The organism is Mesorhizobium sp. BR115XR7A (assembly GCF_020165315.1).
GTDB lineage: Bacteria > Pseudomonadota > Alphaproteobacteria > Rhizobiales > Rhizobiaceae > Mesorhizobium > Mesorhizobium australicum.
The window spans coordinates 239331-259917 of record NZ_JAIUHW010000003.1 but is presented as its reverse complement, the minus strand read 5'-3'; the positions used below and the strand labels follow the sequence as shown (position 1 = coordinate 259917).

At 63.9% G+C, this 20587-nt stretch carries 15 protein-coding genes; 12 read left to right on the top strand and 3 right to left on the bottom strand.

Annotation, left to right across the window (positions count from 1 at the left end; genetic code table 11):
- Positions 1 to 6 precede the first annotated feature (6 nt).
- A complete protein-coding gene (locus LB557_RS08140) occupies positions 7 to 1107 on the top strand; it encodes a KamA family radical SAM protein (protein ID WP_224642914.1) in 1101 nt (366 codons plus the stop codon).
- A gap of 8 nt (positions 1108 to 1115) precedes the next feature.
- On the opposite strand, the gene LB557_RS08135 is transcribed toward LB557_RS08140, so the two are convergent.
- The 3 genes from LB557_RS08135 to LB557_RS08125 are packed head-to-tail and all read right to left on the bottom strand — an operon-like array spanning position 1116 to position 6381.
- Positions 1116 to 1760: a 4'-phosphopantetheinyl transferase gene (locus LB557_RS08135; RefSeq protein ID WP_224642913.1), complete on the bottom strand. Its 645-nt coding sequence runs from the start codon at positions 1758 to 1760 to the stop codon at positions 1116 to 1118.
- The gene (locus LB557_RS08130) at positions 1757 to 2233 is read right to left on the bottom strand and encodes a GNAT family N-acetyltransferase (protein WP_224642912.1); all 477 of its coding nucleotides are present in this window, start codon (positions 2231 to 2233) and stop codon (positions 1757 to 1759) included. Before LB557_RS08130 ends, LB557_RS08135 begins: the two co-directional genes overlap by 4 nt.
- 29 nt (positions 2234 to 2262) lie before the next feature.
- A complete protein-coding gene (locus tag LB557_RS08125; protein WP_224642911.1) occupies positions 2263 to 6381 on the bottom strand; it encodes a Pls/PosA family non-ribosomal peptide synthetase in 4119 nt (1372 codons plus the stop codon).
- Between the two features lie 640 nt (positions 6382 to 7021).
- Here LB557_RS08125 and LB557_RS08120 point away from each other — a divergent pair.
- The 11 genes from LB557_RS08120 (at position 7022) to minC (ending at position 20515) form a co-directional block, all read left to right on the top strand.
- Positions 7022 to 7267, top strand: a complete 246-nt coding sequence (locus LB557_RS08120) for a DUF680 domain-containing protein (protein WP_140876390.1) — start codon at positions 7022 to 7024, stop codon at positions 7265 to 7267.
- A 130-nt stretch (positions 7268 to 7397) separates the two neighbouring features.
- Positions 7398 to 8366, top strand: a complete 969-nt coding sequence (locus LB557_RS08115; RefSeq protein ID WP_224642910.1) for an MBL fold metallo-hydrolase — start codon at positions 7398 to 7400, stop codon at positions 8364 to 8366.
- Positions 8367 to 8397: 31 nt separating this feature from the next.
- Positions 8398 to 8877, top strand: a complete 480-nt coding sequence (locus tag LB557_RS08110) for a tetratricopeptide repeat protein (RefSeq protein WP_224642909.1) — start codon at positions 8398 to 8400, stop codon at positions 8875 to 8877.
- Positions 8878 to 9142: 265 nt separating this feature from the next.
- Positions 9143 to 9676: a DoxX family protein gene (locus tag LB557_RS08105; RefSeq protein WP_224642908.1), complete on the top strand. Its 534-nt coding sequence runs from the start codon at positions 9143 to 9145 to the stop codon at positions 9674 to 9676.
- Positions 9677 to 9771: 95 nt separating this feature from the next.
- Complete coding sequence (locus LB557_RS08100; protein WP_224642907.1) at positions 9772 to 10371, top strand: BA14K family protein; 600 nt, start codon at positions 9772 to 9774, stop codon at positions 10369 to 10371.
- A 120-nt stretch (positions 10372 to 10491) separates the two neighbouring features.
- Entirely contained in the window at positions 10492 to 10815 is a 324-nt protein-coding gene (locus LB557_RS08095) for a DUF2934 domain-containing protein (RefSeq protein ID WP_224642906.1), read from the top strand.
- A gap of 194 nt (positions 10816 to 11009) precedes the next feature.
- Complete coding sequence (locus LB557_RS08090; RefSeq protein ID WP_224642905.1) at positions 11010 to 11297, top strand: PRC-barrel domain containing protein; 288 nt, start codon at positions 11010 to 11012, stop codon at positions 11295 to 11297.
- A gap of 56 nt (positions 11298 to 11353) precedes the next feature.
- Positions 11354 to 11503: a hypothetical protein gene (locus LB557_RS08085; protein ID WP_127204769.1), complete on the top strand. Its 150-nt coding sequence runs from the start codon at positions 11354 to 11356 to the stop codon at positions 11501 to 11503.
- Positions 11504 to 11672: 169 nt separating this feature from the next.
- The gene (locus LB557_RS08080) at positions 11673 to 17423 is read left to right on the top strand and encodes a HAMP domain-containing protein (protein WP_411970536.1); all 5751 of its coding nucleotides are present in this window, start codon (positions 11673 to 11675) and stop codon (positions 17421 to 17423) included.
- 3 nt (positions 17424 to 17426) lie between these two features.
- Positions 17427 to 19484, top strand: a complete 2058-nt coding sequence (locus LB557_RS08075) for a response regulator (protein ID WP_224642903.1) — start codon at positions 17427 to 17429, stop codon at positions 19482 to 19484.
- Positions 19485 to 19642: 158 nt separating this feature from the next.
- Positions 19643 to 20515, top strand: a complete 873-nt coding sequence (minC, locus tag LB557_RS08070) for a septum site-determining protein MinC (protein WP_224642902.1) — start codon at positions 19643 to 19645, stop codon at positions 20513 to 20515.
- The last annotated feature ends 72 nt before the right edge of the window (positions 20516 to 20587 follow it).

Sequence of the window (20587 nt, the reverse complement as noted above, 5' to 3'; positions counted from 1 at the left end):
GCCCCGATGACCGACCTCAAAGATGCGACCCGCGCCGCCGACAGCGCCTGGCAGGACGATGTCCGCGCCGGGGTGCGCCATGCGCGCGATCTCGCTTCCCTGCCGCTCTCGCCGGCCGAGCGCGAAGCCGCGCAAGCCGCCGCGGCGCTTCACAAGGTGCGGGCGCCAAAGGCCTATCTCGACTTGATCGACTGGAACGATCCCGCCGATCCGATCCGGGCGCAGGTGATCCCGTCGCCTGGGGAATTGGACGAGGCGGAGGGTGAGCTTGGCGACCCGATCGCCGATCACGAATTCAGCCCGGTGCCGCGGCTGACGCATCGCCATGCGGATAGGGTGCTGTTGTTCCCGACCTATCAATGCGCGGTCTATTGCCGCTTCTGCTTCCGCAAGGAATCGCTGACGTCGATCGGCCGTGGTTATACGCGCGAGGCGCTGGAGCCGGCGCTGGCCTATATATCGGACCATCCCGAAATCCGCGAAGTGATCCTGACCGGCGGCGATCCGCTGTCGCTGCCCGACAAGGCACTGGCCGAGATCCGGGCGCGCATCGAGGACATCGCCCATGTGCGATTGCTGCGCCTCCACACGCGCGTGCCGGTGGCACTGCCGTCGCGCATCACGCCAGGGCTGGTCGCGGCGCTGCAGGGCCGGCTTATGGTGACGGTGGTCACCCACTTCAACCATGCGCGCGAGATCACCGACGCCACCGAAGTGGCCTGCCGCGCCTTGCGACAGGCCGGCTTCGTGATGCTCAACCAGAGCGTTCTGCTGAAGGGCGTCAACGATACGGTCGAAGCGCTGGAAGAGCTCTGCCGCGAGCTGATGTACCGGCTGGGGATAAAACCCTACTACCTCCACCATGGCGATCTCGCACGCGGCATGGCACACAGGCGCACCACGATCGCGCAGGGGCAGGCGCTGGTGGAAGCGCTGCGCGCGCGCCTGTCGGGCATCTGCAACCCTGTCTATGTGCTCGACCTGCCCGACGGGGGAGGGAAAGTGCCGCTCGGACCTTGCCATGTCGAGGAACAGGACGGGCAAAGCTGGCGCATACGTGGGCTGGATGGCGCGGTGAGGGCCTATCGAGAGGTGGTTGGCGAATAGGCCAACGCCTATCTGGCAACAAACGCCAGCACGACCACGCGCGGGGCGATACAGTGTGCGAGGCTGACCTTGCGGCCCGTCCTCGTCGTCGCGTGGCCGGTTTCGAGGTCCACGGCGATATCCTCATAGCCCAGCACCTCGCGATCCAGCGGATAGGCGGCCTTGTAGACCGCTTCCTTGGCGGCGAAAAGGATGCGGCCGGCAAGCTGCCGGTCGGCGGCGTCGATCCGGTCTTCGGGAATTGCCACGAGCGAGAAAATCTCATCGGGCAGGGGCAGCGCCGGCTCGACGTCGATGCCGAGCGAGGCGATGCGGCCAACAGGCGCGACCGCCGCCACGGCCATGTCGTCGTCATGCGCGAGCGAGCCCGTTATCCCGTCCGGCCATGCGGGTGCACCGGACGGCGTGCGCAAGAGGGCGAAACCGTCGAAGCCGGCATCCGTCAGCAGTCGGTGCGCGAGCAATCGCGCCGCGCCGCTGGCCCGCCGCATGGACGGCTGGCGAGCGGGGATGGAGCGTGCTTCCGCCGGCAACAGATGGGTCTCGTCGCCTTCGCGGATGATCCGGCAACCGGTGCGGACCCCGGCCGGAGCCATGGCGGCCATGGCGCGCGCCATGGAGATTTCCTCGGACGGATCGGCGGGCGGCGTCATCGGTCGCCGGTGGGCAGAATGAGATCCGCGATCATTTCGCCGTCCTCGTCGAGCCCCTGTTCGACGAAACCGGCACTGCGATAGAGCTGCCGTGCCGCCTCGTTCTCCGGTTCGTAGCAGATCGACACGTGCCTGATGTGGCCGAGCCCGTCGATTTCCTCCAGCACTTCACGCAACGCGGCCTTGCCGTAACCCCGGCCTTGCCAGGCGCGGTCGATCATGAAGCGGTAGATGCGCGCCTCGTCATCGTCCCGCGGCGCCTGGTACATCAGGAACCCGACGATCTGGTCGCCTGCCATGACGGCGCGTGGCCGCGCGTCACGATCGGATCTGGCCTCACGCAGGGAGGCTGCATTGCTGGCGACGAAATCCATCTGCTCCGGCGCCAGCTGCAATGCGGTGACCAAAGCGCGATTGGCTGGGGTCACCGGGCCGATCCGGATGTCCGCGGTGCTTCCGGATCGCTCTGCCATGTGGCCTCCGACGATATCGGGATCGAGCGTCAGGACGACGCCCTGGAGCCGTCTTCCATGACCGGCTCGACGAACCGGTGCAGCTTGGCCGGATTGCCGCGCCAGATCGAGTTGGGCTCCAACTCCTCGCCCTTCATCACGAAGGAATCGGCATCGACCATCGATCCCTTGCCCATCACCACGCCGTAATGGACAAAGGCGGACGGTCCGAGCGTGCAGCCATCGCCGATACGGATGAAGTCGGACTTGAACGCACCTTCTTCCAGCGAGTGGGCCTGGATGACGCAGCCTTCGTTGAGCGTGACGTCGTCGCCGATCACCACGAGGGAACGCTCGGTCAGGTTGGCGCCGCCGTCATAGACGCGCTTGCCCACCTTGACCCCAAGCATGCGCAGGATCATCGGCCGGAACGGCGTGCCGGCGAACAGGCGCACAACAGGCGAATCCGCGAGCTTCCAGTGGCGCTCGTGGCGCCAGAATGTGACGTCGTAGATCGTCGTTATCTGCGGCTTCAGCTTGCGAAAACCGAGGCTTGCCCGCTCGACGAAGATGTAGAACGGAATGGTGATCGCCGAGGTCAAAAGCACCGCCACGAAGAGGGCGATCTCAGCCCATTCGGTGTAGTAGTTCAGTGCCCGGTCCCAGATCGCCAGCGTGGCGAACAGCATGATCCATTGCGTCGCCATGAACAGGAGGATCGTCACCAGATTGTGACGGTTCTTGAGCGGGATGCGCTGGCGCCGGTCTTGCTCGTCGATGCCGGCGATGAGTTCCTTGTCGCGGTTCACCATGCGCGGGATTTCAAAGGGCGGCGAGCCCAGAAGGCCGACATTCTCGCGCAATGGCCCGTCGATGGGGACCATCACCTTGGTGCCGAGCAGGACGTTGTCGCCCGTGCGTCCATCCGGCGGATAGTAGATGTTGTTGCCGAGATAGTTGCGCTCGCCGATCCGGGTCGGCTCGAGCCGGAACGCGGAAGCGGACTTGTGCATGTTGATCATGAAAAGCCCGTCCGACACCATGGTCTGGGTGCCGATCTCGCACAGGAGCGGGTTTTCGTGCTGCTGGTTGGAGCCGAAATTGGAGCCCGTCTGCACCACCTTATTGAGGTTCCAGCCGATGGCGCTCATGTAATGGACGATGGCCGAGCTATCACCGAACAGCAGCCCGAGCACGCGGGAGTTGCTCGAGAACTCGGCAACCGTCTGCAGCCAGTAGCGGAAGCCATAAAGCGTGTAAGTACGGCCGGGTTTCAGGATCAGGCTGAACAGGCGCGGCACCACCGTGGCGGCGAAAAAGGCCGCGGCGATGTAGCCGAACAGTGTGACCGTGGTGCCGATCGCCACAATGCCGATGGTCTCCTGATAGTCGTCGCCGACATTCTCCCAATAGCTGTGGAACAAAAGCGGCAGCGGGGTGACGATGGCAAACAGGCCTATCAGCTGCACGGCCTCATAGAGGAAGCGCCGAATGCGGGGAGGATTGACGTTGCGCACCTTGCAATAGTCCGCCGTGGTCGGCACCGCGGGCGATCCATGCCAGTGTTCGCCGTCGGGGATGCTTTGCCCGTGCTGCAGCGAGGAGGAATGACCGAGCTGGCCGCCGTCGCCGATCGCGGTGTCGATGTCGAGCGTGCAGCCGACGCCGACGAAGGCGTCGCGGCCGATGGTCAGCGGCCCGGTGTGGATATAGCCGGCCTGGGCGCGATAGCCGAGGATCAATGATTCCTTGCGCAGGATCGTTCGGTCGCCGATCGAAATCAGGTCCGTGCACACCGGCACGGCCCGGGATTCGATGACCACGTTCTTGCCGATCCTGGTTCCCAGAAGCTGCAGGTAGAGGCTGTAGAGCGGGCTTCCGCGGAACAGCACGACGGGTGCCGTGCGGATCAAGGTTTTGACCACCCAGAAGCGATAGTAGCGCAGGCCCCAGATCGGGAACGCTTCCGCCTTCCAGCGGCCCACCAGCACCCATTTGGCGGCAATGGCGAAGCCCGACATGCCGAAGAACACGCCGGCAGAGAGCACCACGCACCTGACGTAAAGCTGCAGCGGGTCGTCGAGCGTGTCATAGACCCAGTTGAGGCCGTCATTGATCGCCCACAGCGCCACGTAGCTGTAGAGCGCGTAAAACAGCAACTGCGCCGCGCCGCAGGTCCAGTAGACGAAATTGGACGCCTGGCGGGTGAGAACGGGCTCGTTGGTGGCCGTCGTCATCTCTTCCGCCACGCTCAGGTGCTTGGCCAGGCGCGCCACCGTCGGATAGAGGTAGATGTCGCGCATCGAGGTCGTCGCCCATTCCTTGCGGGTGCGCACGCGCGCGCAAAAATGCGCCATGAGCAGCGAGTTGGCGCCGAGATCGTCGAAGAAATTGTCCTCGACGGACACGTCGTCGAACTTCAGCACGGCGCATAGCGCGTCGGCCAGGAAACGCTCGTCGTCATTGCCGGGCGGCACCATGGCGCGATCGGCCGAGAGCCGGACGCTGGTTGGTTTGGGCAACTGGCGAAGGTCGACCTTGTTGGAGACCGTCATCGGGATTGCCGGCAGTTCCTCCAGATAGGAGGGCACCATGTAGTCGGGCAGCCGCCGCTTCATCGTCTGGGCAATGTCGGCGCGCGAGAGAGCCGGCTGGCCGGCCTTGGGCGCGTAATAGGCAACGAGTTCGACGCGGCCGGGCTCGATCTCCCAGGTGGTGACGGCGGCCTGCGCGATCTCGGGCTGGTCGAGCAGCACGGCCTCGATCTCGCCGAGTTCAATGCGATAGCCGCGGATCTTCACCTGGGTATCGATGCGCCCGGCATACTCGATCTCGCCGGCGTCACTGATCCGGCCAAGGTCGCCGGTGCGGTAGATGCGCTTCGACGGGTTGTTCGGCAGGCCGAGGAAATCGGCGATGAATTTCTGTTCGGTCAGGTCCGGCCGGTTGAGATAGCCGACCGCCAGCCCGATGCCGGCAATGCCGATCTCGCCCAGTTCGCCGGGTTCGGCGAGCCGCGGCAGCGAAGGGTCGAGAATGACGATCGAGTAGGTGGGCAGCGGCGCGCCGATCGTCACCGGCCGGTCCGGCGTCAATGCACCCATGGTTGCCGTGACGGTCGCCTCGGTCGGGCCATAGGTGTTGAGGATCTGCCGGCCGGGCTTCGACCAGCGCACCACCAGATTGTGCGGGCAGGCCTCGCCGCCGACCAGCAGCGTGCGCAGGCTGGGCACGTCCGATGTCATGGACGACAGAAGCGTCGGGCTGCAGGCCATGCAGGTGATGTCGTGATGGCGCAGGAAATCGGCGAGCTCTTCGCCCACGAGAGGCATCTGGCCTGGTGCCGGCACGACCGTCGCGCCGGCGACGAATGGCACCCAGATCTCCTCGGAGGAAAAGTCGAAGGCGATGGTCATGCCCTGGTAGACGCGATCGCCCGGCCGGTAGCCGTAGGATGCGGCGGCGACGCGGATGAAGTTGACGAAGCTCTGGTGGCGGATGGCGACGCCCTTCGGCCTGCCGGTGGTGCCGGACGTATAGAGGATGTAACAGATGTCTTCGACCGCCGTGGGGGCCGGCGCCTTATGCGGCTTCAGCGGCGCGTCGGACTGGGCTGATATTTCGGCGGCGGCGCTGTCGATCAACAGGTGCGGGACCGGCAGCTGGTCGGCCCGCGAAGCGTAGGTGGCGATGGTGACGACCAGGCTGACGCTGGCGTCTTCGATGATGAGCGCCATGCGCTCTTGCGGAAAGGCGGTGGCCAGCGGCACAAAGGCGGCACCCGCCTTCACCGCGGCGAGCAGGGCCACATAGGTTTCCGCGGACCGGTCGAGGATGAGCCCGACACGGTGACCCGGCCGTACGCCGCGCTTGACCAGCAGACGGGCGAACTGATTGGCGCGCTTGTCCAGCTCCCGATAGGTCCAGGCGCGGCCCTCGGAGATCACCGCCGGCAGCGTGGCGAATGTCTCGGCGAGTTGCTCGAAGACCTTGTCGAGTCGCTCGTCCGGTTGACCCGCCCGGGCAAAATCGGCGCCCGCCAGGACCTGGCCACGCGCTCCGGAGGCAATTCCCGCAAGTGCATCGACGCTGTCGGAGCTGGTCTCGGGCCCTGCGCCCAATCGTGCCGCTTCCCTGTCCAGTTCGGCGATATCGATACCGTGGTCCATTTCCAAACTTTCTCGTCCTGGCAAGCCGTTACAGGCACATCTCGGTCACGCCGCCGCGCCGGCGGGCATTGCCGGCTGTGCCGTCGCTGCAATTGATCGTTGTTCATGGAGGGGGAATGACTGAAGCTTCCAGAACGGAAGATTCCGGAATTCAGACCGGCGATCGCCGGCCGCACCCTCTTTGGCCGGGCGGTTATCACGGAATCGACCGCCCCGTCTTCACAGTTTCGGGAGCATGGGCGTAGGGCGCAAGCGCGCGCATTGCCTGGGCGCTGCCGGCGGCGAGCGACATGCCAGGTAGGGCACCCATCGATCCGTTCGAACCTCGTTGCATTGCCGTACCCAATTCCGTGCCCCTGTGTCCGTGCGCCTGCATCGTGCACTTGTGCGGCGGCCAGATTTCCGGCCGTTGAGGGATGCTTATGCCATCCGATCTTTTCGCCAGTTTTTCCGAACTGTTGAATCTTGTTTCTGAATTGTGTCTGGGCAGCCTTCCGTAGGGCCGCTTCCTGCAGTTTCAGCCCTTCCAGAAAAAATCTCATAGCGCCCAGGAATAAAGCGCGGCCCTTGCGGGTCTTCTCTGCAAGCGGGGCAATCTTGCGGTCCGCGACCCTAGAAAACGAAACAAGGATTTACCGAAATGACCAAGCTCGCTCTCAGCGTGGCTGCGATGTTGCTTGCCTCGACTTCTGCCTTTGCCGGCAGCGACCATTTCAACGCCAATGCCTCCAACCAGCCGGGCGTCGCCGTCGACACCAATGCCACCGCCTCGATCCCCTACGCGGCACGTCCTCATGGCGTCGATACCAAGGTGACGACCGGGCCGAGCCGGCCGGTGACCAAATCCGATGCGGACGAACCCGGCCAGGGCATCTGGGGCAACTGAGTTCACGGGTCGGCGCCGGATCCCGGCGGCGCCGATCCGATCCGCGATCAGCGACGGAGGGCCAGGGCTTGGCGCTCCGTCATTCCATTCGATCTTTCGCCTTAGCCACCACTCAACAGAGGAGATCACCATGTTCAGCATGTCACGCCGCACAGTGCTTCAATCCGCCGCCGCCGCTGCCGCCTTCGGCCTTGCCGGCAAGCTGGAATTCACCCGTCCCGCTTTCGCGCAGACGCTGGAGCCCACCGTCGGCTTTTACAAATACACGGTCGGCGATATCGAGGTGACCGCCGTCTATGACGGCATCTGGAAGAAGCCGCACGACCCGGCCTTCATCAAGGATGTTTCGGTCGACGATACCAAGGCAGCGCTCGCCAAGGCGGGGCTGACGACCGACTTCATGCCCATTCCGCTCACCGTAGCGGTGCTCAAGATGGGCGGCAGGCTGATCATGATGGATGCCGGCTCGGGCGTCGGCCAGTGGCAGGCCAACGCCACGCACCTGCCGGCCAACATGGCCGCCGCCGGCATCGACTACAAGGCGATCGACACCATCATGATCTCGCATTTCCACCCCGACCATGTCTGGGGCCTCATGGAGAAGGGCACCAACACGCCGGTGTTCCCCAACGCCGAGCTGATCGTCAACGCCACCGAATACAAGTGGTGGACCGACCCGAGCAGGCTGGCGAAGCTGCCCGAGGGCCGCAAGCCGGCGGGCAAGCGCATCGCCGAAAACTTCCCGAAATGGAAGAACTGGAAGCTGGTCGAGGATGGCGCCGAGGTCGCGCCCGGCATCCAGATCATCGCCGCCCCCGGCCACACGCCCGGCCATTCGGTGTACCTCGCCAATTCCGGCAAGGAACAACTGATGATCTCGGCCGACACCATGTATGTGCCGGCGCTTCTCGCACCGCATCCGGAATGGCAGGGCGCCTATGACCAGGACGGGCCGACGGCGATCGCGACACGCCACAAGATCATCGACCGGGTGATCGCGGACAACATCCGCATTTCCGGTTCGCACTTCCCGTTCCCGGGCACCGGCGTCTTCGTCAAGGACGGCAATGCCTACGGCTTCACGCCTGTCGAAATCTGAGCGCGAGCTCCCAACCCAAGCGAGACAGACAATGAAACAACCCTTTTTGGGCAAGCACGCCCTGTTCGGCCTGCTCGGCGCCATTGCCGTGCTGACCGTGGTTCCCGTCGCAACCATCATCCCAGCCTATGCGGTCGACGACATCGAGGGCGCCGACGCGCCCGACCTCACCGCCGTCAAGGCCAAGATCGACGCCAAGGATTACAAGGGCGCGCTGGCGGACCTGCGCGACCTCGCGCAGGACAACCAGCAGGCCGACGTCTACAATTTGCTCGGCTTCACGCTGCGCAAGACCGGCGACTTCACCACCGCGCTGACCTACTACAACAAGGCGCTGGAGCTGAAACCCGACCACAAGGCCGCCCGCGAATATCTGGGCGAGCTCTATGTCGAAACCGGCGACATGGCCAAGGCCGATGAGCAACTGGCCTCGCTGCAGAAACTGTGCCCGAGCGGCTGCGACGAGCTTTCCGACCTGCGGAAAGCCATCGATACCAAGGTGACGAAGTAAGTTCTCCCCCCGGATTGCCCCCACTTGCGAAGGGCAATTCAGGGCATCCGACCTCTCCCCCCAGGGAGGGTGGACACGAAGCGGCCGGATGAGGGGGGCTTGCGCCAACCCCGATGGATCGCAAAGTTCGGGCGCTCGTGGCTGGCGCCCATTGCCGGAGCCGGCGCCTCTCCCTCGAGCCGGCTCCGGCCCTTTCAAGCATCACATTCGGCAGGCGCTGTCCTCGCGCGGCGTCTGCACGGTGTCAAAATATCGGAGGCTGACCATGATCCTGAACGAACGCGCCGCGAAGCTGCACGCCCTCGCCACCAAACTCTATGTCAGGGATCTGACCCTGCTTGTCGGGCGCCTGCTCATGTCCTTCATCTTCCTGCATGAGGGGGTGACACTGGCCACCCATTTCGACGGCGCCGCCAAGGCGGTGGCCGCGCAAGGCGTCGGTCTGCCGCTGTTTGTCGCCACCATCGCGTTGCAACTGGGGGCAGGGCTCTCGGTGGCAACGGGCGTGCTGACGCGGCTGGGGGCGATCGGCCTCGGCCTCTTCTGCCTGGCAACGGCCACACTGTTCCACACCAACTTCGCCAGCCAGAGCGAGCTGCTGAATTTCGAAAAGGATCTGGCGATCGCCGGCGGCATGTTCGTTCTGGCCGTAGCCGGCGCCGGCCGGATCTCGCTGGATTGGCTGCTGGCCCGCACTCTGCAGCAGCGCCAGCGCGATCGGGAAACGGTGGCGTCGCTGCTGGCGGTCGAGAACCCGTTTTCCCCAGAGGTGAGGCGTGCCGGTCTGAGGAGGAGCTGAGCGCGCGCGACCCGTTCAAGCGCCTGCGACACGTACTTTGCTGGAACCAGCCTTGATGCTCCGCATTCTATAAGCAGGGGCTGAAGGAGCGTGACGTGAAAGCGATTTTGGCATTGGTCGGCGGCTTTGTCTTGACCCTTGCGGTCTTCGGCAGCGGGCTGGGCTTTGCCGCCTGGTTGCTCGCCGCCAAGCCCGCGCATGAGGCAAGGCCGACTGTCAGCGTGGCGGAACTGTGGACCAGGGACGCGCGGCCGGTGAACAAGGCGGCGCAAAATCTGCAACGCTTGCCGGCCGACCAGCCCGCGCCGCCCGATATCGCCGTCAAGGCGCAGGCACCCGATCCGGCCGCGACCGGATCGATCGCGCCGGCGGCTGGAGCCGACGCGCTGCCGGCGTCCCATGTCAGTTGGTGCGCGAACCGCTACCGCTCCTACAATCCGGACGACAACAGCTACATGTCTTATAGCGGGCAGCAGCGCCCCTGCGTCTCGCCCTATCTCGACGCCGGCGACGACCAGGACGCGCAGCCATCGGCAGCCCTCAGCTATGTCGAGGGCGGTGTCGCCCCTGCGGTCGCCACGACGGCGCTTTCCGCCGACCATGTCGATTCCTGCTTCAGCCGATACCGCTCCTACCGGCCCGACGACAACAGCTATCAGCCATATTCCGGCGGACCCAGGCGCCAGTGCGAGTAGCCTCCGGTGCCGTGTAGGCCTGGCTGAAGGGTTGCATCTTGTCATCCCGACGATCACGCAAATTTTTTGGATCGTTCGCACCGGCGCGGCGTTCATGCCTCACATGAGTGGAGGAATGACATGAGCGACGACCGCGACGACAAGATCAGGAACCGCGCCTACGAGATCTGGCAACGCGAAGGTGGCGGCGATGGTGACCATGAGCGGCACTGGAGCCGGGCCGAGATGGAGATCGACAGGGAAGCCGCCCTGCCGCTGACGGCGGATGACGCGCTGCCACAAACCGGCGAGATCGCGAGCTCCGACGTTCTGACGGTGGAGGAACTGGCGATCCGCGCGGGCATATCGGGCGAGGAGGCGCAGGAGCTGATCGACCGTCTCGGCACCGACCGCGCCGGGATCGAGCAAGCCGCGCGCAGCCTCAAGCCAAAGCGCGGGCGCTGAACGCGCGAGCCTTTCGAAACAACGCGTTGGTGCAACTCGATGACAAGATGATTCATCGAGCCACCGAGCGCAAAACCATGATCGCCCCGAAGCCGGCGCTCTCTTGGAGCACTATCCCTGGTCATCTCCGACAATGTCGGAACCCTTGGCCGCCTCGGAGGTTCACCCTGTCCCACCGCAAAGGAGATGCACTCATGGACCACGCCAATCACGTAAGGCTCAGCCGCGCCGAACTGACCCCGGATACGCTTGAAGGCGCGACCATCTACGGCCCCAACGACGAGAAGATCGGCTCCGTCGACCATATGCATGGCAGCAGCCAGGTCGTCATCGACGTCGGCGGCTTCCTCGGCATCGGCGCCAAGCCGGTCGCCATCGCCGCCAACGAACTCGATTTCATGCGCGACGAGGACGGCGACGTTCACGCCGTGACCAGCTGGACCAAGGACCAGCTGAAAGCCATGCCCGAACACCGCGACTGACAATAGGAAGGGCTCGGCGATCGTCGGGCCCTTCGTCCTTTCCTGAGGAGAGACCGATGATCAGGAAGCTGAAAGACGGAAAATATCGGCTTTATTCAAGGAAAAAGGACGAGAAGACGGGCAAGCGGCGGAATCTGGGCACGTTCGACAGCCGCGAAGCGGCGGAGAAGCACGAAAGGGAAGTGCAGTATTTCAAGCGGCATTGAAGGGATCGCTGTTGCATAGCGGTACACAGAGACCGAGGCCGCTGTAGGCCTGTCGGCCTCCTAGGGGGCCAGCAAAGCGGCGGACCTTTCAGCCGCGCTTGCAAGCCATATGGAACCAAATACGCGGCCACGCGTTAAGGGCTTCGGCCTGATCCGGCCGGGGGTTCGCGTGGAGGGGTTTTTGGGCGCATCTCGGTTACCAAAAGAACAACTGGACTCTCGACAAATCCTTAGCGCTCTCAAAGCTTTTCGAAACGGCGATTTCTCCGTCCGCATCGAAAACGTCTATGATGGGCTGAGTGGCGAGATTGCAGACACGTTCAATCAAATCGTCGAACTCAATGACCAGGTGACGCGGGAATTCGCGCGGCTCAGCCGGGTGGTCGGCAAGGACGGGCGCATCAGCGAGCGCGGCCATGTCAGGAACGCCAAAGGTAGCTGGGAATCGAGCGTCCGATCGGTCAACGACCTGATCGAGGACATGGTGCAACCGACCGCCGAGGTGGCCCGGGTCATCGGCGCCGTCGCCAAGGGCGATCTGTCCCAGACCATGATGGTGGAGATCGACGGCAGGCCGCTGCGCGGCGAATTCCTGCGGATCGGCAAGATCGTCAACACAATGGTCGAGCAACTCGCCTCGTTCACTTCGGAGGTGACGCGCGTGGCGCGCGAGGTCGGCACCGAGGGCAAGCTAGGCGGTCAGGCCCGGGTCAAGGGGGTGGCGGGCACCTGGAAGGATCTGACCGACAATGTGAACGCGATGGCGACCAACCTGACGAGCCAGGTGCGCAACATCGCGGAGGTGACCACCGCAGTCGCTTCGGGCGATTTGTCAAAGAAGATCACCGTCGACGTGAAGGGCGAGATCCTGGAGCTGAAGTCGACCATCAACACCATGGTCGACCAGCTCAACTCGTTTGCCGGCGAGGTGACGCGCGTCGCGCGCGAAGTCGGCACCGAGGGAAAGCTCGGCGGCCAAGCCCGCGTCGAGGGCGTCGGTGGCACCTGGAAGGACCTGACGGACAGCGTGAACCTGATGGCCGCCAATTTGACCGGCCAGGTCCGCAATATCGCCGATGTGACGACCGCGGTCGCGCTCGGCGACCTGTCGAAGAAGATCACCGTCGACGTGAAGGGAGAGATTCTGGAGCTGAAGTCCACCATCAATACGATGGTCGACCAGCTCAACTCATTTGCCGGCGAGGTGACGCGCGTTGCACGCGAGGTCGGCACGGAGGGAAAGCTCGGCGGGCAGGCGCAGGTGCGGGGTGTCGCCGGAACCTGGAAAGATTTGACCGATAACGTCAATTCAATGGCGGCCAACCTGACCGGCCAGGTGCGCAACATCGCCGAAGTGACCACCGCAGTGGCTCTTGGCGATCTGTCGAAGAAGATCACGGTCGACGTGAAGGGCGAGATCCTGGAGCTCAAGAACACCATCAACACGATGGTGGACCAGCTGAATTCCTTCGCCTCGGAAGTGACGCGCGTCGCGCGCGAAGTCGGCACCGAGGGAAAGCTCGGCGGTCAGGCGGAAGTCCGTGGCGTCGGAGGCACCTGGAAAGACCTGACCGACAACGTCAATCTGATGGCCGCCAATCTCACCGGCCAGGTGCGCAACATCGCCGATGTGACGACGGCCGTCGCGCGGGGTGATCTCTCCAAGAAGATCACGGTCGACGTGAAGGGCGAAATCCTCGAGCTCAAGAACACCGTCAACACGATGGTGGACCAGCTCAACTCATTCGCCTCCGAAGTCACGCGCGTTGCCCGCGAAGTGGGCTCGGAGGGAAAACTCGGCGGCCAGGCCCATGTCGAGGGGGTCGGCGGCACCTGGAAGGACCTGACCGACAACGTCAACGCCATGGCCGGCAACCTGACCGTGCAGTTGCGCGATGTCTCCAAGGTCGCGACCGCGATCGCGACCGGCGATCTCACCCAGAAAATCACCGTCGATGCGCTGGGAGAGATTCTGCAGATCAAGGACGTCATCAACACGATGGTGGACCAGCTGAACTCCTTCGCATCCGAGGTGACGCGCGTGGCCCGCGAAGTGGGGTCGGACGGCAAGCTTGGCGGCCAGGCACAGGTCCGCGGTGTCGCCGGCACGTGGAAGGACCTGACGGATAACGTCAACGCCATGGCCGCCAATCTGACGGGCCAGGTCCGCAACATCGCGGAAGTGACGACCGCCGTTGCGCTGGGCGACCTGTCGAAAAAGATCACTGTCGACGTTCGCGGCGAAATTCTCGAGCTCAAGGACACCATCAACACGATGGTGGATCAGCTCAACTCTTTCGCCTCGGAAGTGACGCGTGTCGCGCGCGAAGTCGGCACCGAGGGGAAGCTTGGCGGCCAGGCACAGGTGCGCGGCGTCGCCGGCACCTGGAAGGACCTGACCGACAACGTCAATTCGATGGCCGAGAATCTGACCGGCCAGGTGCGCAACATCGCCGATGTGACGACCGCGGTGGCGCGAGGCGATCTGTCGAAGAAGATCACCGTCGATGTCAAGGGCGAGATCCTGGAGCTGAAGTCCACCATCAACACCATGGTAGACCAGCTCAACTCCTTCGCGGGCGAGGTGACGCGTGTGGCGCGCGAGGTCGGCACCGAGGGCAAGCTCGGCGGCCAGGCACAGGTCGAGGGCGTGGCGGGCACATGGAAGGACCTGACCGACAACGTCAACCTCATGGCGACCAACCTGACCAACCAGGTGCGCGGCATCGCCGATGTCGTCACCGCCGTGGCGCAGGGCAATCTCAAGCGCAAACTCGCCGTCGATGCCAAGGGCGAGATCGCGTCCCTGGCGGACACCATCAACGGCATGATCGAAACGCTGGCCACCTTCGCCGATCAGGTGACCAACGTCGCCCGCGAGGTCGGCATCGAGGGCAAGCTCGGCGGCCAGGCGAGGGTGCCTGGCGCCGCCGGCCTGTGGCGCGACCTGACCGACAACGTCAATCAGCTGGCGGCGAACCTGACCACCCAGGTGCGGGCCATCGCCGAGGTGTCGACCGCGGTCACCAAGGGCGATCTTACGCGTTCCATCAGCGTCCAGGCTTCCGGGGAGGTCGCGGCGCTCAAGGACAACATCAACGAGATGATCCGCAACCTGAAGGATCAGACGCTCAAGAATGCCGAGCAGGATTGGCTGAAGACCAACCTCGCGCGGTTCTCGCGCATGCTGCAGGGCGAGCGCGATCTGGCCACGGTGTCGCGCATGATCATATCGGAACTCGCGCCGCTGGTGAACGCGCAGTATGGTGTTTTCTACGTGACCAATCGCGACGAGGAAGAATCTTATCTGGAACTGGCCGCGTCCTACGCCGCCGAGGGCAAAGCCAAGATCCGCCAGCGTGTGGACTTCCGGGAAGGCCTGATCGGTCAAAGCGCGGCCGACAAACGGGCGATCATGCTCGACGAGGTTCCCTCGAGCTTCCTGCGCATCAGCTCGGGCCTCGGTGAAGCGCCGCCGGCCAGCGCCATCGTTCTGCCGGCATTGTTCGAGGAAGAGGTCAAGGCGGTCATCGAACTCGCTTCGTTCAGCCGCTTCAGCGACACGCATCGCCTGTTCCTCGAGCAATTGATGGAGTCAGTCGGTATCGTGCTCAACACGATCGCCGCGACCATGCGCACGGAAGGGCTTCTCAAGCAGTCACAGCTTCTGACGTCCGAACTGCAGTCGCGCCAGACCGAGCTCACCAAGAAACAGGAAGAGCTTCACGCCACCAACGAGGAATTGCAGGAGAAGGCGCAGCTTCTCGAGAACGAGAAAAAGCAGGTCGAGAACAAGAATCTCGAGATCGAAATGGCCAGACGGGCACTCGAGGAAAAGGCGGAACAGCTGGCGCTGACGTCCAAGTACAAGTCCGAATTCTTGGCCAATATGAGCCACGAGCTGAGAACCCCGCTGAACTCGCTGCTGATCCTGTCCAACCTGCTCGCGACCAACCAGCAGGGCAACCTGAACGACAAGCAGATCGAGTTCGCTCGCACGATCAACTCGGCGGGCACGGATCTGCTCAGCCTCATCAACGACATACTGGATCTTTCGAAAATCGAATCCGGCACGGTTTCGATCGAGCTCAACGACATGCCGCTCGCACATCTGCGCCAGCATATGGAGCGGACCTTCCGGCAGCTTGCGGCCGACAAGGGGCTTGGGTTTACGATCAAGATCGATCAGATCCTGCCCGAGACGATCCGTACGGACGAAAAACGGCTGCAGCAGATCGTCCTCAACCTTTTGTCCAACGCCTTCAAGTTTACCTCTCAAGGCGACGTGACGCTCAGCATCCATGCCGAGCGGACCGGCCGCGCAAACGGCGCGGCGGCACTGCCGCAAGCGCTGGCCATCGCCGTCACCGACACGGGCATCGGCATTCCGGAGGACAAGCAAAAGCTGATCTTCGAGGCGTTCCAACAAGCCGACGGCACCACCAGCCGCAAATATGGCGGCACTGGCCTCGGCCTCTCGATCAGCCGGGAAATCGCCCGCCTGCTCGGCGGCGAGTTGCGCGTCGAAAGCCAGCCTGGAACGGGATCGACCTTCACGCTTGTCATTCCCTTCGACGGCCCGCGCAGCAGCAGTCTTGCACCGCAGATCGAGCTTTCGCCGGCCGCCGTTTCCGTTGCGGCCAGCAGCACGACAGGAACGCCGGAACTCGCCGACGACCGTGATGCGATCGATCCATCGGACAGGGTGGTGCTGATCGTGGAGGACGACCCCACTTTTGGCGGGCTGCTGCTTGGTCTTGCGCGATCGGCCGGGTTGAAAGGCGTGCTCTCCACCGCCGGCTCGGGAACGCTGGCGCTTACACGCAAGCTCATGCCCGATGCGATCACGCTGGATCTCGGCCTTTCGGACATTGATGGCTGGGTCCTTTTCGACCTTTTACGGCACGATCCGAAGACCAGGAACATACCCATCCACGTTATCTCGGGCGCCGAAGACATCGAGCTTCTCACACGCCGAGGCGCCGCAAGCGTTTCCAGCAAGCCGGTGTCCGCCGGCGAACTTTCGCGTGTCTTCGACGACATTCAGTCGAGGACACTCAGGACACAACGCAATGTGCTGGTCGCGGATCCGGATCCCGAGCGTCGCCTGGCGCTGGTGGAAGCCATTCGCGACGGCGTCACGTCGGTCACCGCCATCGGCCGCGTCGCGGCTAATGCCGACGGGGGTGGTATTGCCGGATATGACGCCGTCGTGTTCGGTTTTGGCCGTTCGGCCAAGGACAACGCCCAGATGCTCGATGAGATCATATCCCAGTTCGGCGATTTTGTCCCGCGCCTGCTCTTCTTCACGCCCCATCCGGACGCCTTTCAACAGCAGATCGCCTTGCATCCGCCGCTCAGCGATGTTCCGCGTGCCGACAACCTTGCCCAGCTTGGCTTGTTGATGTCCGCCGCCCTTCCAGGCGATAGGCCCGACAAGGAAATCCTGCCTTCCGAGCAACTCGACAACGCCGATCTGGCCGGGGCCAAGGTTCTGATCGTCGACGACGACATTCGCAACATCTATTCGCTGACCAGCGTGCTGGAGACTTACGGTATCGAGGTGCAGCATGCCGAGCGGGGGCGGGACGGCATAGCCATGCTTGAAGAGGCGCCGGACGTCGACGTCGCCCTGATCGACATCATGATGCCCGAGATGGACGGGTACGAGACAATGCGCCGGATACGCTCCCAGCCGGAAATCGCGCACATTCCGCTGATTTCCGTCACGGCCAAGGCGATGAAAGGAGATCGCCAGAAATGTCTGGACGCCGGCGCGTCCGACTACATCGCCAAGCCCGTCGACCTCGACCTGCTCCTCGCCCTGCTGCGGGTTTGGGTCGGCCGCTCGCGCTCGCGAGCGGGGACATCGCGGGCAGACGGCGACGACCGCAATCTGATCGCGCCCCGGCGGATTTAGCCAATGGCGGCGATGGAAGCAGAAAGCAGCGAACCGTTCGAAAAGCTGGGGCCGGTTCGCGTTCTGGCTGTCGACGACGACGCGCGAAATCTCCTTGCCATTGAGGAGGCACTTGACGGGGTCGGGCAGGTGATTTGCGCCCAGTCGGGCGACGAGGCGCTGCGCTTTCTGCTCAAGGACGACTTCGCCGTCATTCTGCTGGATGTGCTGATGCCCGGTCTCGACGGCTACGAAACCGCTTCGCTGATCCGGAGGCGCGAACGTTCGAACGCCACGCCGATCATCTTCCTGACCGCCATCAACAAGGAAGAAGCACATATGTTGCGCGGCTATGACGCCGGCGCGGTGGATTATCTGTTCAAGCCATTCGACCCGTCGATGCTGCGGTCCAAGGTCATGGTCTTCGTCGATCTCTATGAAAAGACGAGGGAAATCGAACGGAATGCGGCCAGGGAGCAACTGCTGCTTGAGCGAGCGCTGAAGGCGACCTCCGACAAGCTCGACGCCGAGCGGGCGCTGCGGCATTCCGAGGCCCGGCAGGAGACGATCCTCGCCTCGCTGCCGATCTGTTTTCACGCTCGCGCGGCCGCGGCGCCATTCGCCGCAAGCTATGTTTCCAAGGGGGTCGAGCGGTTGACGGGATTTTCTCCGGACCGGTTCATGGCGGATCCAGATTTCGGCATCAGCCGGGTCCATCCGGCTGATCGGGACGCGGTGACAAGATCGCTTTCGGCCGCCCACGAGACCGGCTCTTATGCGTGCGAGTTCCGCTGGCGATGCGCCAATGAGGAATACCGGATATTCCTCGACCAGGGAGTGGTCGCCAGGGATGGCGCCGGGCTCGAACTGCTGGGCACCATGCAGGACATCACCGAGCAGCGCCACCTGGAAAGCCAATTGCTGCAATCGCAGCGGCTCGATGCGATCGGCAAGCTGACCGGCGGACTTGCCCACGATTTCAACAATCTGCTTGCGGCGATCCTCTCCGGGCTGAGCCTGCTGGAAAGGCAAGTGAGCCTCGACGGCAAGGCGGCCCAGGTTCTCGACATGACGCGCCGCTCCGCTTCCCAGGGCAAGGACCTCATCCAGCGCATGCTCGCCTTTTCAAGGCGCCAGGATCTGAAACCGGTTGCCGTGCGGATGTCGAGCCTCGGAGACACGATGACCGGCCTGGTGGCGCCGATCCTGGGCGGCCTGGTGCGCTTCGACTGGCATGTCGGTGACGACATATGGCCGGTGCATGCGGACCCGGCGCAGCTTGAGCTTGCTTTGATGAACCTGGTCTTCAATGCCCGCGACGCGATGCCTTCCGGCGGGACAATCTGCGTCAAGGCCCACAATCGCAGCGTCGGCCATTCCGGCCAGGGGCTTGCCGCGGGCGACTATGTCAGGCTTGCGGTCGAGGACACCGGGACAGGTATCGCCGCGGATGTCATCAGCAAGGTGATCGAGCCGTTCTTCACGACAAAGCCGATCGGGAAGGGCACGGGTCTGGGCCTCAGCACTGTCTATGGTTTCGCCAAGCAATCGGGTGGCACGCTCAGGATTGACAGCGAGCTTGGCCACGGCACCACCATGGAGCTCTGGCTGCCCCGTTCACGCGAGGCGCAAGACGTCACCGCCAGGGATGAGCCCGTTTTCGAAGCCAGTGCCGCGAACGATGCCGGCACGGACCTCCCGACGGCGGCCGAGGATCAGTTGCCGACTGTTCTGCTCGTCGACGACAGTCAATCCCTGCGGGAGTTGACGGCGATGTCGCTGCGGCAATCGGGTTTCGACGTGACGGCGTTTTCCGGCGGCGCCCAGGCACTGGCCGCCATCGAAAAGGAACCGGACCGTTTCGACGTCATCGTAACCGACTTCGCCATGCCGCTCATTTCGGGCATCGACGTCATCCGCTTCGCCCGAAGCCTGCGCGCGGATTGGCCGGCACTCATCGTCACGGGCTACGCCGATGCCGAGAAGATCTCGGACCGCCCTCACGACGTGGCGTTGATCAGCAAGCCCTTCGAAGATGCCCATTTGGTAGCAGCCATTCGATCAGCTTCGCGCCGCCGCTGAAGGCCGTGGTTCGGGGGAGCCGCGCTTGTCGTCGGTCTCCGCAGGCGCTTAGCCGACCTCCCAATTTCTCGCACCAGCTGCCGAGTTGCCCCTTGCCGTTAACCATTCGTTAACCATTAACCCCCTAGCGTTTACCTCTCAGTAAGGATTCGCTGGCCGTGACCTTTGCCGCCCCCGTCGAAACAAAATCCATTCGTTTTCGCGCCCGTTCTTTCGTGGCCTTTACGCTCACGCCGGAGGCGCCGATTTCCGCCTGGCTGGAGGGGCTGGATCACTGGATCGGCAATTCGCCGGGGTATTTTGCGGGACGGCCGGTGGTGCTCGATCTGAACGTGCTGAAGCCCGACGTCGCCGACATCGGGCTGCTGGTTGCTTCGCTCGGTGCGCGAGGCATCCGGGTCTATGCGATAGAGCTTGAAGGCGCCTCGCTCGGGCTTGACCTGCCGCCGTTGCTTAGCGGCGCCAAGGAGGCCACCACGGATGGCCTGCTGTCGCAGCCCGGCCGCAAGGGCAAGGCGGAGGCGGCTGAAGCCGGCAAGCTGGAAACGGTGTTTTCGGATCGCGGCAAGGATGCCGGCAAGGCCGGCGAAGTAAAGGCCGGCGAAGTCAAGGGAGGCGAGGGCAAGGCCGGCGAAGCCAGGGCCGAGGTGGGCAAGGGCAAGGCGGCCAAGGCGGAAGCCGGCGCGATCGAAACTGTCCAGGCCGGCACGCTTATGGTCAAGTCGCCGATCCGCTCGGGTCAGTCGATCTTCCATCCACATGGCGATGTCATCGTTTTGGGCTCGGTCGCGTCCGGCTCCGAAATCATCGCGGCGGGCTCTATCCATGTCTATGGCACCTTACGCGGCCGCGCCATCGCCGGCTCGCAGGGCAATCGCTCGGCACGCATCTTCTGCCGCAAGAACGAGGCTGAGCTGATTTCGGTCGACGGCTGGTACACCACCGCCGAAGAGATGGAAGGCGTCTCGCGCGGCAAGGCCGTGCAGGCCTTCCTCGAAGGCGACATGCTCGCCGTCGTGCCGCTGAACTAGGGCGGCGCGATGCTGACGCCCGGCTTCACGGTTCCGGCCCGGACAAGCGCCGAGGCACCATCGCCGCGCGCA

Excerpts from the sequence above, each read along its gene's own strand:
- LB557_RS08140 (WP_224642914.1), top strand. The coding sequence starts at position 7 with ATGACCGACCTCAAAGATGCGACCCGCGCCGCCGACAGCGCCTGGCAG.
- LB557_RS08135 (WP_224642913.1), bottom strand. The coding sequence starts at position 1,760 with ATGACGCCGCCCGCCGATCCGTCCGAGGAAATCTCCATGGCGCGCGCC.
- LB557_RS08130 (WP_224642912.1), bottom strand. The coding sequence starts at position 2,233 with ATGGCAGAGCGATCCGGAAGCACCGCGGACATCCGGATCGGCCCGGTG.
- LB557_RS08125 (WP_224642911.1), bottom strand. The coding sequence starts at position 6,381 with ATGGACCACGGTATCGATATCGCCGAACTGGACAGGGAAGCGGCACGA.
- LB557_RS08120 (WP_140876390.1), top strand. The coding sequence starts at position 7,022 with ATGACCAAGCTCGCTCTCAGCGTGGCTGCGATGTTGCTTGCCTCGACT.
- LB557_RS08115 (WP_224642910.1), top strand. The coding sequence starts at position 7,398 with ATGTTCAGCATGTCACGCCGCACAGTGCTTCAATCCGCCGCCGCCGCT.
- LB557_RS08110 (WP_224642909.1), top strand. The coding sequence starts at position 8,398 with ATGAAACAACCCTTTTTGGGCAAGCACGCCCTGTTCGGCCTGCTCGGC.
- LB557_RS08105 (WP_224642908.1), top strand. The coding sequence starts at position 9,143 with ATGATCCTGAACGAACGCGCCGCGAAGCTGCACGCCCTCGCCACCAAA.
- LB557_RS08095 (WP_224642906.1), top strand. The coding sequence starts at position 10,492 with ATGAGCGACGACCGCGACGACAAGATCAGGAACCGCGCCTACGAGATC.
- LB557_RS08090 (WP_224642905.1), top strand. The coding sequence starts at position 11,010 with ATGGACCACGCCAATCACGTAAGGCTCAGCCGCGCCGAACTGACCCCG.
- LB557_RS08085 (WP_127204769.1), top strand. The coding sequence starts at position 11,354 with ATGATCAGGAAGCTGAAAGACGGAAAATATCGGCTTTATTCAAGGAAA.
- LB557_RS08075 (WP_224642903.1), top strand. The coding sequence starts at position 17,427 with ATGGCGGCGATGGAAGCAGAAAGCAGCGAACCGTTCGAAAAGCTGGGG.